This window comes from Falsiroseomonas oryziterrae, assembly GCF_021864505.1.
GTDB lineage: Bacteria > Pseudomonadota > Alphaproteobacteria > Acetobacterales > Acetobacteraceae > Falsiroseomonas > Falsiroseomonas oryziterrae.
The window spans coordinates 1-13,086 of record NZ_JAKJIB010000084.1; the positions used below are offsets into that span (position 1 = coordinate 1).

The 13,086-nt window shown below is 73.4% G+C and carries 11 protein-coding genes, 1 tRNA gene and 1 riboswitch; of the genes, 8 read left to right on the forward strand and 4 right to left on the reverse strand.

All coding sequences use genetic code 11. The annotated features are described in order from the left end of the window. Window positions 1-4,351: glycosyltransferase (locus tag L2I40_RS09365; RefSeq protein WP_237214638.1), on the forward strand; the 4,351-nt coding region annotated here is incomplete at its 5' end. 43 nt (window positions 4,352-4,394) lie between these two features. After that, entirely contained in the window at window positions 4,395-5,732 is a 1,338-nt protein-coding gene (locus L2I40_RS09370) for a UDP-glucose dehydrogenase family protein (RefSeq protein ID WP_237214639.1), read from the forward strand. Between the two features lie 7 nt (window positions 5,733-5,739). Here L2I40_RS09370 and L2I40_RS09375 read toward each other — a convergent pair. The 3 genes from L2I40_RS09375 to L2I40_RS09385 all read right to left on the reverse strand — a co-directional run bounded on the left by L2I40_RS09375 (window position 5,740) and on the right by L2I40_RS09385 (window position 7,606). After that, a tRNA-Pro gene (locus tag L2I40_RS09375) sits at window positions 5,740-5,813 on the reverse strand. A gap of 171 nt (window positions 5,814-5,984) precedes the next feature. After that, window positions 5,985-6,467 (reverse strand): DUF192 domain-containing protein, encoded by a 483-nt coding sequence (locus L2I40_RS09380; protein WP_237214640.1) that lies wholly within the window; start codon window positions 6,465-6,467, stop codon window positions 5,985-5,987. Continuing rightward, entirely contained in the window at window positions 6,464-7,606 is a 1,143-nt protein-coding gene (locus L2I40_RS09385) for an arginase family protein (RefSeq protein WP_237214641.1), read from the reverse strand. The genes L2I40_RS09380 and L2I40_RS09385 overlap by 4 nt, the downstream gene beginning before the upstream one ends. Before the next feature lie 61 nt (window positions 7,607-7,667). Further along, a riboswitch (TPP riboswitch) is annotated at window positions 7,668-7,771 on the forward strand. Here L2I40_RS09385 and L2I40_RS09390 point away from each other — a divergent pair. The 5 genes from L2I40_RS09390 to L2I40_RS09410 all read left to right on the forward strand — a co-directional run bounded on the left by L2I40_RS09390 (window position 7,763) and on the right by L2I40_RS09410 (window position 11,602). After that, window positions 7,763-8,494, forward strand: a complete 732-nt coding sequence (locus L2I40_RS09390) for an ABC transporter ATP-binding protein (protein WP_237214642.1) — start codon at window positions 7,763-7,765, stop codon at window positions 8,492-8,494. (Overlaps the previous riboswitch by 9 nt.) Beyond that, window positions 8,494-9,246 carry an ABC transporter permease gene (locus tag L2I40_RS09395; protein ID WP_237214648.1) on the forward strand — a complete coding sequence of 251 codons (753 nt, stop codon included), beginning with the start codon at window positions 8,494-8,496 and terminating at the stop codon, window positions 9,244-9,246. Before L2I40_RS09390 ends, L2I40_RS09395 begins: the two co-directional genes overlap by 1 nt. Then, window positions 9,243-10,202: an ABC transporter substrate-binding protein gene (locus L2I40_RS09400; protein ID WP_237214643.1), complete on the forward strand. Its 960-nt coding sequence runs from the start codon at window positions 9,243-9,245 to the stop codon at window positions 10,200-10,202. The genes L2I40_RS09395 and L2I40_RS09400 overlap by 4 nt, the downstream gene beginning before the upstream one ends. Continuing rightward, on the forward strand, window positions 10,199-10,660 hold the full coding sequence (locus tag L2I40_RS09405) for a YaiI/YqxD family protein (protein ID WP_237214644.1): 462 nt from the start codon (window positions 10,199-10,201) through the stop codon (window positions 10,658-10,660). The genes L2I40_RS09400 and L2I40_RS09405 overlap by 4 nt, the downstream gene beginning before the upstream one ends. 51 nt (window positions 10,661-10,711) lie before the next feature. Beyond that, complete coding sequence (locus tag L2I40_RS09410; protein ID WP_237214645.1) at window positions 10,712-11,602, forward strand: alpha/beta fold hydrolase; 891 nt, start codon at window positions 10,712-10,714, stop codon at window positions 11,600-11,602. A 637-nt stretch (window positions 11,603-12,239) separates the two neighbouring features. Here the strand turns inward: L2I40_RS09410 and L2I40_RS09415 are convergent. After that, window positions 12,240-12,491, reverse strand: a complete 252-nt coding sequence (locus L2I40_RS09415; RefSeq protein WP_237214646.1) for a CDGSH iron-sulfur domain-containing protein — start codon at window positions 12,489-12,491, stop codon at window positions 12,240-12,242. A 289-nt stretch (window positions 12,492-12,780) separates the two neighbouring features. Here L2I40_RS09415 and L2I40_RS09420 point away from each other — a divergent pair. Then, window positions 12,781-13,086 (forward strand): hypothetical protein (locus tag L2I40_RS09420; protein ID WP_237214647.1); only part of this gene is annotated, 306 nt, incomplete at its 3' end.

Here is a 13,086-nt window from a genome sequence, read left to right on the forward strand (position 1 = left end):
GCGGCCCCGCTCGGTCGGGCTCTTCCTGCACGGCAACGAGGCGCGGTCGCAGGGCGGTCCGTCGGTGCGCGTGCCGCGCCTCGCGCGCGAGCTGCGCGACCGGGGGCTGGAGGCGGAGTTGCGCAGCCACCCGGCCGAGCACGCCTTCGCCGGCCTCGACGTGGTGCATGCCTTCAACGTCTGGGCGCCGCACACCGCCCTCGACCTGCTGCGCAGCGCGCGACGCGCCGGCGCGGCGACGGTGCTCTCGCCGATCCTGCTCGACCTGTCGCGGCGCGGCTTCTGGCATGACGGGCTGCTCGACCTCTTCGCGCGCCACGCGCCGGGCGCGGAGGCCGAGGCGGCGATCGCGGAGTTCCGGGCGGCGTATCGCAAGCCCCTGGCGGCGGACGGCCCCGGCATGGAGCCGGTGCCCGGCTACCACGCGGCGGTGCGCGAGATGGGCGCCCTCTCCGACGCGCTGATCCTGCTGAGCGAACGTGAGGGCCAGCGCCTCGCGGCGATCGGCGTCGACACCTCCCGGGCCAGCGTCGTGCGGAACCCGGTGGATGCGAGCCTCTTCGCCAACGCAAGCCCGGAGCCGTTCCGCACCTATCTCGGGCTGCGCGACTTCGTGCTCTGCGTCGCGCGGATCGAGCCGCGCAAGAACCAGCTCATGCTGCTGCAGGCGCTCCGCGACACCGGGCTGCCGCTGGTGCTGCTCGGCCATTCGCCCGACCCCGCGTATCGCGCGCTGGTCGAGCACCATGCGATCCCGGAGCTGCACATCGTCGACCGGCTGCCGCCGAACTCGCCGCTGCTCGCCTCCGCCTTCGCCGCCGCCCGCGTGGCGGTGCTGCCGAGCTGGAGCGAGGGCGCGCCGCTCGCCGCGCTGGAAGCGGCGGCGGCCGGCGCGGCGCTGGTGCTGAGCGACGAGTCCGGGGAGAGCGAGTATCTCGGCGCCTACGCGCGCTACTGCGATCCCGCCGATCCGGCCTCCATACGGCGGGCCGTGCAGGAGGCCTGGGAGACGCGACGCGACGCCGCCGCCATCGACGCGCAGAAGGCCTTCGTCGCCGAGAGCTTCGGCTTCGAACGCCATGCGGCCGAGACCGAAGCCGTCTACGCGCGCGCTCTCGAATCCGCCGCGGGGCGCGCGGCCACGACCGCCGCCGCCGGACTGCTGCGCCTGCCGCCCGCCGATGCGCCGGAACGGCTGCCGATCGTCCTCGACGTCACCACCAGCGCGCATCACCGCGGCCGCTGGACGGGAATCTCGCGCGTCGAGGCGGCGCTCGCGCTCGCGCTCGCCGGGAATCCCCGCGCCGACATCCGCTTCGTCACCTGGAACAACAAGTCGCGCGCCTTCGGCGAGGTGCCGCTCGAGGCGATCCGGGACGGCAGTCTCGGCCGCGTGCTCGCGCAGCTCGACAGCGGACCGGTCGCGCCGCCCGCGCTGCCCGAAGGCGCGCACCTCGTCGTCGCGGGCAGCGCCTGGATGCAGAACGCGGTCTACGCCGAGAGCGTCGTCGGCTTCGCCCGCGCGCACGGCCTGCGGCTCGTGCCGGTGATCCACGACATCATCCCGACGCGCTTCCCCTTCTGGTTCGACGACGGCTACGCGCCCGTGTTCCAGGCCAACCTCGACCTGCTGCTCGGCAACGCCGATCACGTGGTCGCCGTCTCGGAGTCGACGCGCCGCGACGTCGAAGCCCATGCGGGCTCCGTCCGCCAGCTCGTGCTGCCCGAGGTCTCGGTGCTGCGCGAGGGCGACGAGATCCACCAGGCAACGCCCGGTGACGTCGAGCCGCCGGCCGAGCTGGTGGCGCGCTTCGGCGGTCGGCCCTTCGTGCTGAGCGTCGGTGCGATCCACCAGCGCAAGAACCACAAGCTGCTCTACGATGCCTGGCTGCGGCTGACGGAGCGGATGGGTTCGCGCTGCCCGCACCTCGTGATCGTCGGCGGCGTCGCCTGGAACGGGCACGAGGTGGCGCGGGCGCTGCGCGGCGATCCGCGGCTGCGCGACCACGTCACCATCCTCGAGGAGGTAGACGACGCCGCGCTCGCCTGGCTCTACGAGGCGTGCCTCTTCACGGTCTACCCCTCGCTCTACGAGGGCTGGGGACTGCCGGTGGCGGAGAGCCTCCGGCACGGAAAGCTGTGCCTCGCCGCCGACACCTCCTCGGTGCCGGAGATCGCGCCCGGGCTGGTCGACCTGCTCGATCCGCTGGACGTGATGGCGTGGGTGACGCGCATCCAGTTCTACGCCGGCAGCCGCGCGGCGCGCGAGGCGGCCGAAGCGCGGATCGCTGCCGGCTACCGCGCGCGGCCCTGGTCGGACAGCGCGGCGCAACTGCTCGACATCCTCGGCAGCGCGCCGCCGGCGCCGCCGCGCCCCCTCATGCCGGGCGGCCTGGTGGATCTGTCCGACCGCATCGCGGCCAGCCGCGTCCGCGGCCCGGGCTGGTTCCCGACGGAACGCTGGGGCTGCTGGGCGCGCAGCACCGAAGCGGAGCTCCGCTTCGAGCTGCCGCCGGGCCGCGACGATCCGCTGGCGCTTGCCGTCCTCGCCCGTGCCCTGTCCCTGCCCGGCACGGCCTTCGAGGTCCAGGTCCTCGCCAATGGCGTCGCGGTGGCGCGCTGGAGCTTCCGCGGCGGCGACATCCGCGTCCTGCACGCCATCATCCCGGCCGACATCGTCGCGCAGGCGCCGGTGCTGCATGTGACGTTCAGCAGCCCTGCGCTCGTCGCGGTGCGCGATGTGGTGCGCAACGACGATGCACGGCTGGTCGGGATCGGCATCGCGAAGGCGCTGCTTGCCCCGGTCGCCTCGCTGCGCGATGCGGCGGAGCCCTTCGCCGGGGCGCAGCAGCGCGCCCGGCTGCTGCCCGGCCGGCCCGTGCATCTGCCGCGCGACGCGGCGCTGGCCAAGACGCTGCTGGTCGGGTCCTGGGCGTCGGATCCCGACTGGGGCGTCTGGTGCAGCGACCGCCGGCCGCGGATCGAGATCGCAGTGTCGAACCTCCCGGGGCGCGCGATCGAGGTGGAGCTCGGCCTGCGCCCGGTGGCCAGCGCGGAGGCGCCGCTGCCATTGCTCGCGATCGCCAACGGCATGCGCGTCGGCGAATGGGTCTTCCGCAGCGACGAGGTCACCCGCATCCGGCTGTCGATCCCACCCGAAATCCGCAACCTCGCCGACCCGATCGTGCTGGAGCTCGTGCCGGGCGGCGCGGCATTGCGCCATGCGGGCCAGGCGCAGCCCTTCGACTTCGCGGTTTCCCACGTCACGGTCGAGCCCGATGCGCCACCCGCGCCCCTGGAGGCGCCCTCGCCGCACGCGGCGAAGTCGGCCGCGAAGCCGGCGCAGCGGAGCACCCGGCCGAGCCTGCCCGCCGCCGAGGTCGTCTCCTTCTGCCTCGCCGGTCCCGTGCTGCCGCGCGGCGTCGCCGCGCTGCTCGGCGACGGCTGGTTCCCGCCCGAGCCCGGGGGGTGCTGGAGCCGCAACGAGGCCGGGACGCTGCGTCTCGTCGGGGGACCGCCGACGCCGGATCTGAGGGTCTTCGCCGTCGTCCGCACCGTCGGCGGGCGGCACGACAGGCCGGCCGAGGTGGCGCTCGAGCTGAACGGCGAGCCGCTCGGGCGCTGGCTCTTCCCCGATGGCGACCTTCGCCTCGCGGAGATCGAAGGACTGGCCGCGCGGCTCGCGGAGGGTCGCGACGCCCAGCTGCGGTTCCGTCGGATCGGCGCGGCCTCCCCGAGCCGGCTCGGGCTCGGCGACGACACGCGCCAGCTCGGCGTGCTGCTCGTCGCTCTCGTCGCGGTGCCGGCCGAGGATGCCGAGGCGCGCGCGGCGGAGCTGGTCGCGGCCGCCGGCTTCGGTCGTCCCCGCCCGCTTTCCGTCCCGAAGGCAGAGCTGCCGCCGCCCGAATTCACCTCGGGTGCCGAGGTCTTCGACTTCGCGGGACCTGAGCCGGAGGGGCTCCGCCTGCTCAACTGGTGGGACGCCGAGGCCGATGGGCGCTGGTCGCAGGCCGAGGATGCGGCGATCTTCCTCGACCTGCCGACGGGACGCAGCCCGACCGGGCTCAGGATCGAGATGCTCGCCCGCGTCTTCGGCACAGAGCGGCAGGGCCCCGCGCAGCTCGAGCTGACGATCGGCGCGGGCCCGCCCTGCAGGCTGGTCTTCGAGGGCGACGGCTTCGTGCAGCAGGCCGCGAGCCTCGACCTCGCCGGCGCGGCGCGGCACGGCACGGAATTGTGCATCCGCCTCCGGCGGCCAGATGCCGTATCGCCCGCGGAGATCGACCCGCGTTCCGCCGACGATCGCCGGCTCGGGGTGATGGTGCGCTGGCTCGGCGTGGTATGGCACTGAGCCGGGCGCGACGACGCCGGATCGCGACGAAGAGGATATCGAGATGCGCGTGGCGATGATCGGATCGGGGTATGTCGGGCTCGTCTCCGGGGCCTGCTTCGCCGATTTCGGCCACGAGGTCGTTTGCGTCGACGTGAACGCGACCCGCATTGCGGAACTCCAGGCGGGCCGCATCCCGATCTACGAGCCGGGGCTGGACGCGCTGGTCGCGACCAACGTCGCGGCACGGCGCCTGTCCTTCACCACGGACCTGCAGGCGGCGATGGCAGGCGTCGAGGCGGTGTTCATCGCGGTCGGCACGCCATCGCGCCGGGGCGATGGCCATGCCGACCTGTCCTATGTCAGCGCGGCGGCGCGCGACATCGCATTGGCGATGACCGGCTATGCGGTGGTGGTGACCAAGTCGACCGTCCCGGTCGGCACCGGCGACATGGTGGAGCGCATCATCCGCGAGGCACGGCCGGAGGCCGAGTTCTCCGTCGTCTCGAACCCCGAATTCCTGCGCGAGGGCGCTGCGATCGAGGATTTCAAGCGCCCCGACCGCGTCGTGGTCGGCGCCAATGACGATCGCGCCAAGGCCGTGATGGCGGAACTCTATCGCCCGCTCTCGCTCAACGCCGCGCCGATCCTCTTCACGGACCGGCGCACGGCGGAGCTGACGAAGTATGCTGCGAACGCCTTCCTCGCGACCAAGATCACCTTCATCAACGAGATCGCCGACCTGTGCGAGGAGGTCGGCGCCGACGTGCAGCTCGTGGCGCGCGGCATCGGCATGGACAAGCGGATCGGGTCGAAGTTCCTCCATGCCGGTCCGGGCTATGGCGGCTCCTGCTTCCCGAAGGACACGCTGGCGCTAATCCGCAGCGCGCAGGACCACGGCGTGTCGCTGCGCGTCGTCGAATCCGTCGTGGCGGTGAACGACGCGCGCAAGACGGCCATGGCGCGCAAGGTGGTGAAGGCCTGCGGCGGGTCGGTGCAGGGCAGGACCATCGCGGTGCTGGGCCTCACCTTCAAGCCGAACACCGACGACATGCGCGACGCGCCGTCGATCACCATCATCGATGCGCTGCAGCGCGCCGGCGCCACGATCCGCGCGCACGACCCGGTCGGCATGGACGCCGCGAAGGCGGTGCTGCAGGACGTGACCTATGCCGAGGACGCCTATGACTGCGCCGAGGGCGCCGACGCGGTGGTTCTGGTCACCGAATGGGACGCCTATCGCGCGCTCGACCTCGCGCGGCTGAAGCAGCGCATGCGCGCGCCGGTGCTGGTAGACCTGCGCAACGTCTACCGGGTGGAGGAGATGGCGCGGCACGGCTTCGACTACATCCGCGTCGGCGCGAAGCCGCATCTGCGGGGCGAACCGGCGGCGAGCTACTGAGGGGACATCGGGGCGGCGGGATTCGAACCCACGGCCTCCTGTACCCAAAACAGGCGCGCTACCAGGCTGCGCCACACCCCGAGGCCGGCCGCAACCTAGGCAGGCCCGAGGGCAGGAGCAAGACGCGACCGGACGAGGCCCCGGGCCGCCACGGGCGGCCCCGCGCCGCGACCGACCTCACGGCTCGTCGCGCCATGTCTGCGGCGCGCAAGCCAAGCGCCCGACGGGCGCGCCCGGCGGCTGAGGACACGATCAGGGACTGCTTCCGAACATCCGGTGCAGGACCCGGTCGCCGACCCGGATGTCGAGCCGCTCCGCGATGCCGCCCTGCAGCTCGAGCGTCGCGCGCACCGGCCCGCGGCTATCGATCGGCGTGAGCGAGAGCGGCACCGTGCGTTCGGCGATCCGGTGGATGCGGCCATCGGCCGCGATGAACAGCATGTCGAGCGGGACGAGCGTGTTGCGCATCCACATGCTGCTCTCGCGTGGGCTCCCCCAGTCGAAGATCATGCCCTCGTTCGCCGGCACCTCGGTGCGGAACATCAGGCCGACCGTCTGCTGGTCGGGCGTCAGCGCCATCTCCACCGTGAAGTCGTGGCGGCGCCCGTCGCGGGTGACGATCACCATGCGCTCGGTCGGCAGCCGCGGCTGCGGGCGATCCACGCCGGGCTGAGCGAGCGCGCGCCCGGCGGCGAGCAGGCCGAGGGCGGAGAGGACGGAGCGTCGGAGCATCATGCGGCCGAGGATGCCACGGCCTCGGGCGGCGCCGGAAGGTCGCGCAGCGTCTGCGCGGCCAGTTCGCGGATCTCCGCGCGCACCGGACCGGGGCGCGGCGCGTCGGCGAGGGTGGTGAACCAGTGCTCCGGCGGGTTGCGTCCGGCGGCGCGCGACCACGCGAGGCCGCGCAGCACCGCCTCCGCGGCCGGCGGCAGGCGCGGCGGGATCGCGATGCCGTTGAGCGTCGCCCAGACGCCGGCCCAGCAGCGCGCGACCGACCACGGGTTGTAGCCCCCTCCCCCCAGCACGATCAGCCGCGGCGCGAGCGGCAGCAGCGCCGCCGCGACGGCGCGGTGCGATGCGTTGGAGAGCGAGAGGCGCGACAGCGGATCCTCCTCGACCGCATCCGCGCCGCACTGGAGCATGATCGCCTGCGGGCGCAGGTGGCGGATCAGCGGCAGCACGGCATGGCGCAGCAGCCAGTCCATCTCGCTGTCGTTGAAGCCGTCGGGCACCGGCAGGTTGCGCGCATGCCCGCCGGCGCGGTCCTCGACACGGCCGGTGTGCGGCCAGCGCCCGGCCTCGTGGATCGAGACGGTGAAGACGCGCGGATCCTCGGCGAAGGCGAGTTCGACGCCGTCGCCATGATGCGCGTCGATGTCGAGGTAGAGGATGTTGGTCAGCCCCTGGTCGAGCCAGGCGAGCAGGCCGAGCACGGCGTCGTTCAGGTAGCAGAAGCCGCTCGCGCGGTCCGGCATGCCGTGATGCGTGCCGCCGCCTGGCACATGCACGACCCCGCCGCGCGCGGTCAGCGCGGCGGCGAGGATGGTGCCGCCGGCGCCGGTCGCGGGCCGGCGGAACACCTCGCGATAGACCGGGTTGCCATGCGCGCCGATGTGGTGGCGCGCACGCGCCTCGGCGCTCACCGCCTGCTCGGCCTCGGCGCGCATCAGCGCCGCGACGTAGTCGCGCGTGTGGAAGCGGGTCAGCTGCTCCGGCGTCGCCAGCGGGCTGTCGCGGTACTGCTCCGCGCGCACCCAGGCCATCGCCCGGATCAGGTCGAGCGTCGTCGAGACGCGGGGGATCGCCAGCGGGTGCTTCGGGCCGTAGGTCGAGCCGCGATAGATCTCGGAGCCGATGAGGATCGGGGGGGTCACGGCGCCAACATGCCTCCGCGGGCCGCCCTTGCAACCCGGCGCGGTCCGGGGCAAGCACGAGCCACACATCGGGGGGAGCCCATCGGGGGCTGAGAGGCGGGCAACCGCGACCCCACGAACCTGATCCGGGTCATGCCGGCGAAGGGAACGGTGTCCGTGCAGAGCGCGCCCGCGCCGGGCTTTCGCATCGAGCTGCCGCAGGGCTTCGGCTTCGGGGCCACGCCCGTGCTCGCGCCTCTGTCGCTCGAGGTCGCCGCCGGGCGCATCACGGCGCTGCTCGGCGCGTCGGGATCGGGGAAGTCCACGCTGCTGCGGCTGGCCGCCGGGCTGATCTCGGGCGGGACGGTGCAGGCGAGCGATGGGCAGGCCCTGCGCGGCCGTGTCGCCTGGATGGCGCAGCAGGACCTGCTGGTGCCGTGGCGCGATGCGCTTGGCAACGTGATGCTCGGCATGCATCTGCGCGGGGAACGTCCCGACGCCGCGCGGGCCCGCACGCTTCTCGCCGAGGTGGGCCTCGCCGAGGCGGATGCCGCGAAGTCCCCGGCACAGCTCTCGGGCGGCATGCGCCAGCGGGTCGCGCTCGCGCGCACGCTGATGGAGGACCGGCCCGTCGTGCTGATGGACGAGCCCTTCAGCGCGGTGGATGCGCCGACGCGCCACCGGCTGCAGGAGCTGGCCGCGCGGCTGCTGGCCGGGCGCACCGTGCTGCTGGTGACGCACGACCCGCTGGAGGCGCTGCGCCTCGCCGACCGCATCTTCGTGCTGACGGGATCGCCGGCCGCACCGGTCGCGCTGGGTGTCCCGGCGGGTGCGCCGCCGCGGCCCGCGCGCGACCCGGCGCTGCTCGCGGCGCAGGCTGAGCTTCTCGAACGGCTGGCGGCGGCATGATGCGCGGGCTGCTTGCCGCGGCGGGCCTGGTCGCGCTCTGGCAGGGCTTCGTCTGGCTGACGGAGGTGCCGCCCTTCCTGCTGCCCTCGCCGGGCCGCGTCGCGCAGGCGCTGGCCGCGAGGTGGGACAGCATCGCGGGCCATGCGCTCGTGACGGGCATCGAGATGCTGGCCGGCCTCGCGCTCGGCGCGCTGCTCGGCGCGGCGATGGCGCTGACGCTCACGGCCTGGCGCGGCGGAAGGCGCTGGCTGCTGCCGCTGCTGCTGGTCTCCCAGGCGATCCCGGTCTTCGCCATCGCGCCGCTGCTCACGCTCTGGTTCGGCTTCGGGATGGCGAGCAAGGTCGCGATGGCGACGCTGATCATCTTCTTCCCCGTCGCGACCGCCTTCTACGACGGGCTGCGCCGCACCGAGCCGGGCTGGATCGACCTGGCGCAGACCATGGGCGCGTCGGGAGCCGCGACGCTGTGGCGCCTGCGCGTCCCCGCCGCGCTGCCGGCCCTCGCCTCCGGCTTGCGCGTCGCCGCGGCCGTCGCACCGATCGGCGCGGTGGTGGGCGAATGGGTCGGGGCGAGCGCGGGCCTCGGCTACCTGATGCTGCACGCGAATGGCCGCAGCCAGACCGACGTGATGTTCGCCGCCCTCTTCGTGCTCGCGCTGATGGCGCTGGCGCTGTGGTTCACGGTGGACCGCCTGCTGCGCCGCGCCATTCCCTGGCAACCCGACAGCCTGCTTTCCGGGAGAGATCCATGATCCATCGCCGCGCCGCGCTCGCCTTGCCGCTGCTTGCCCTGCCTGCGGTGGCGCGCGCGCAGGGACCCACCCAGCTCACGCTGCTGCTCGACTGGTTCATCAACCCGGACCACGCGCCGATCCTGGTCGCGCAGGAGCGCGGCGACTTTGCCCGCGCCGGCCTCGACGTCAGGATCGTGGCACCTGCCGATCCCAACGACCCGCCGCGGCTGGTCGCGGCGCGGCGCGGCGACATCGGCGTGTTCTACCAGAAGAACCTCCACCTCGCGGTGGACCAGGGCCTGCCGCTGGTGCGCATCGGCACGCTGGTGGCGACCCCGCTGGCCACGCTGACGGTGCTGCGCGACGGGCCGATCCGCAGCCTCGCCGACTTCCGCGGCCGGCGCGTCGGTTTCTCCGTCGCCGGCTTCGAGGAGGTGGTGATGGGCACGATGCTGGAGAGCGCGGGGCTGCGCCTCTCCGACGTGCGGCTGGTGAACGTGAACTTCGCGCTCTCCTCCGCGCTGATGTCGGGCCAGGTGGACGCGATCGTCGGCGGCTACCGGAACTTCGAGCTGCACCAGCTGGAGATCGAGGGCCGCCCCGGCCGCGCCTTCTTCCCCGAGCAGCACGGCCTGCCCGTCTATGACGAGCTGATCTACATCGCCCATCGCGACCGGGCGCGCGATCCCGTGCTGCGCCGCTTCATCGACGCGACCGAGGCGGCGACGCATTTCCTGGTGAACAACCCCGACGAGGCCTGGCGCATGTTCATCGCGAACCGCCGCGAGCTCGACGACGAGCTGAACCGCCGCGCCTGGCGCGACACGATCAACCGCTTCTCCTTCTCGCCGGGTGCGCTCGATCGCAACCGCTACGAGCGCATGGCGCGCTTCCTGGCGGATCGCCGCCTGATCCGCAGCGTGCCGCCGCTCGACACCTATGCGGTGGAGCTGCCGGCGGCGCCCGCGCGATGAGCGTGCGCCTGCTGGTGGATGCCGATGCCTGCCCGGTGCGCGACGAGGTTCTCCGGGTCGCGAACCGGGTGGGGCTGGAGACGATCTTCGTCACCAACGGCTCGCGTCCCATCCGCCCGCCGGGCGGGCTCGCGCGCGTCGTCGTGGTGACGGAGGGCGCCGACAAGGCGGATGACTGGATCGCGGAGCAGGCGAGCCCCACGGATGTCTGCCTGACCAACGACATCCCGCTCGCGGCGCGCTGCATCGCGCAGGGCGCGCTGTGCCTGTCCTTCAAGGGCCATCCCTGGACGGAGGACAACATCGGCTCGGCGCTGGCCGGGCGCGAGCTCGCGCGGCACCTGCGCGAGATCGGCGTCGCGGGCGGGCCGGCGCCGATGCAGCAGGCGGATCGCTCGCGCTTCCTCAATGCGCTGGACGCGGCGGTGCAGGCGGCGCTGCGGCGCGCGAAGGGCTGATTGGCGGCGCGTCGCGGCGCGCGGTAGCCTTCGCCTCGAAGGAGGAGGGCCATGCAGGACGCCGCAACGCTGCCCGGGCGCGACTTCGAGGGCGTGCCGGTCATGCCGCCGCTGGACCCCTCCTGGTCCATGCGGCGCATCCGGCTCTCGACCGGCGCCGACATCGCCTTCACCTGGCGCGCGGGAACGGGGCTGCCGCTGCTGTTCCTGACGGCCAACCGGACGACACGGCGCATCTTCGACTTCGTGCTGGCGGAGATGGAGCCGGCCAACCCGGTCGCGGTGCCCGACTACCGGGGCTTGGGCGAGAGCAGCGGGCCGACGGTCGCCGACCTCGACGACCATCTCGACGACCTCGAGGACCTCTGCGACGCGCTGGGCTGGGACCGCTTCGCCGTGGTGGGCCAGGCGACCGGCGCCACGCTCGCGCTGCTGCTGGCGACCCGGCTGCCGGACCGCGTCGCGGCGCTGGCGGCGGGCGACGTCGCGGTCGGGCTGCGGGCCGATGTCTTCGACCTCTTCCTGCAGCAGGTGGAGCGCCACGAGGCGGGCTTCGCGACGCGCAGCGAGGCGCTGGCCGAGACGCCGTTCCGGGCCGAGTGGTCGCCCGAGGTGGCCCGGCACTGGGGCGACACGGCTCTGGAGAGCACCGGGGACGGGCGGCTGCGCTGGCGCTACCACCGGGACTCGATCGTCGCGACGCAGCGCGCGCTGACCGAGGATCTCTGGCCGCGCATCCGCGTCGCGCAGCCGGCGCTGCTGTTCCATGGCGAGCATTGCACGGTGATCGGGCAGGAGGAGATGCGGCGGGCGCGGAAGAACATCCCGCAGGCGCGCTTCGCGACGCTGGCCGGCGCGAACCACCGGCTAACCCAGGACAGCCCGGCGGAGTTCTCGCGGATCGTGTCGGCCTTCCTGCGCGAGGAAGGGGTGCTGCGCTGAGGCGACGGCGCTTTACCGCTTTGGCACTTTACCGCTTGGGGCTGCGTGGGAAGCAAGACGCGGCTTCGGACAAAAGGATTGAGGTGCGCGGGTGGGCCCACCCTCACCCCAGCCCTCTCCCGCCCAGGCGGGAGAGGGAGATGGTGGGCGGGTTTCGGACGAATCGGCGGCTCCATTCGGGTGATCCCACCCTCGCCCCGGCCAGCCGGCGTAAGCGGCGTTCCGCCGCAACGCTGGCGTCCGACGCCTTCGCCGTCGCACCACCCGCCCTGCGGGAGAGGGGGACAGCAATGGTTTCGGACAAATTCCCCCTCGGGCCATCGGAAGAGGGGCTGCAACCCTCGCGTGCAGTTCGGGCTGGCAGGCGTGGCGGACGCGCGGTTTCGGACGAAGTTCCGGGGCTCCGGCGACGACCGGCGGCGCGCGGAAGCACGAACCCCCTCCCCGACCAGCCGCCGTAAGCGGCAGCCGGCGGCGAATTCGGACAAAGGGGCTAAGCTGACCGGGACGCGGATCGGACGGATGCGGATGTCAAAGAGCCGCGACCCTTGCGGATCACGCCCCATAGGATCATGTTCCTGTCACGTTCCGCAACCGCGTCCTGCGCGGGTCAGGCCGCAACCGCGTCCTGCGCGGGTCAGGGCAGATGCTTGTGCGCGCCGTCGCAGAGTGGCGACTTCGCCGTGTGCTTGCAGCCGCACATCCAGGCCCGCCCGTCCTGTTCCGCCGTCCAGGCCAGCGGCGAAAGCCCCGTGCCCTTGTGGCTGCCGTCGCAATAGGGCTGCCGCTTCGAGAGGCCGCAGGAACACCAGTAGTAGGTCTTCCCCGCCTCGACCTCGACGGCATAGGGCGCCTTCTGCGCCACCACCGGCTTCTGCTGTTCCGACATCGCTCTGGTCCCCCCGGACGCTCGAACCCCTGGCCTCGCGCACCGGCGCAGGAGGCGGCGCGCGGGCGCATCTCTGGCGGCGAATGTCCGCGGCGGCAACCTCCCCGGGACACGAGAGTGTGAGGGGCGCGGCGCATCCGGGCGCTTGCGCCCAGCCCGCCGCGGGCCGGCACTCATGGCGCGGATCCGCCGCCGCCGGCAGATTGACCTGCAGCAATGCGCAGGACGGACGGCGCCGCGATCCTGCTCGCCACCCGCGGCGCTGGAGGCCGCGACAGGAGGACATGCCATGCAACGCCGTGCGCTTCTCGCCGCCGTCGCGCTGGCCGGATTGCCGGCCGCCGCGATCGCCCAGCCCCGCATGACGGAGGCGCAGCGTCGCCAGTTCCACAGCGAAGTGCTGGGTCGCGACTTCGGCGCGCTGCCGCCCGGCGCGCAGCAGCGCGTGTCGGAGGCGTTCCGCGCCGGCACGCCGGGCCTGCCGGACGAGGCGGTGCGCCAGCGCTGGGACGCGATGTCGGCCGAGCAGCGCGGCGAGGTGCTGGTGATGCATGAGCGCCGGCGCGGCCGCGGGCCGGGCCGCGGCCCGGGCCCT

What these genes read in the sequence shown, in the direction of transcription:
- L2I40_RS09380 (WP_237214640.1), bottom strand. Translation starts at nt 6,467, where the DNA reads ATGATGCTCCGACGCTCCGTCCTCTCCGCCCTCGGCCTGCTCGCCGCC.
- L2I40_RS09395 (WP_237214648.1), top strand. Translation starts at nt 8,494, where the DNA reads ATGCGCGGGCTGCTTGCCGCGGCGGGCCTGGTCGCGCTCTGGCAGGGC.
- L2I40_RS09415 (WP_237214646.1), bottom strand. Translation starts at nt 12,491, where the DNA reads ATGTCGGAACAGCAGAAGCCGGTGGTGGCGCAGAAGGCGCCCTATGCC.
- L2I40_RS09410 (WP_237214645.1), top strand. Translation starts at nt 10,712, where the DNA reads ATGCAGGACGCCGCAACGCTGCCCGGGCGCGACTTCGAGGGCGTGCCG.
- L2I40_RS09405 (WP_237214644.1), top strand. Translation starts at nt 10,199, where the DNA reads ATGAGCGTGCGCCTGCTGGTGGATGCCGATGCCTGCCCGGTGCGCGAC.
- L2I40_RS09400 (WP_237214643.1), top strand. Translation starts at nt 9,243, where the DNA reads ATGATCCATCGCCGCGCCGCGCTCGCCTTGCCGCTGCTTGCCCTGCCT.
- L2I40_RS09370 (WP_237214639.1), top strand. Translation starts at nt 4,395, where the DNA reads ATGCGCGTGGCGATGATCGGATCGGGGTATGTCGGGCTCGTCTCCGGG.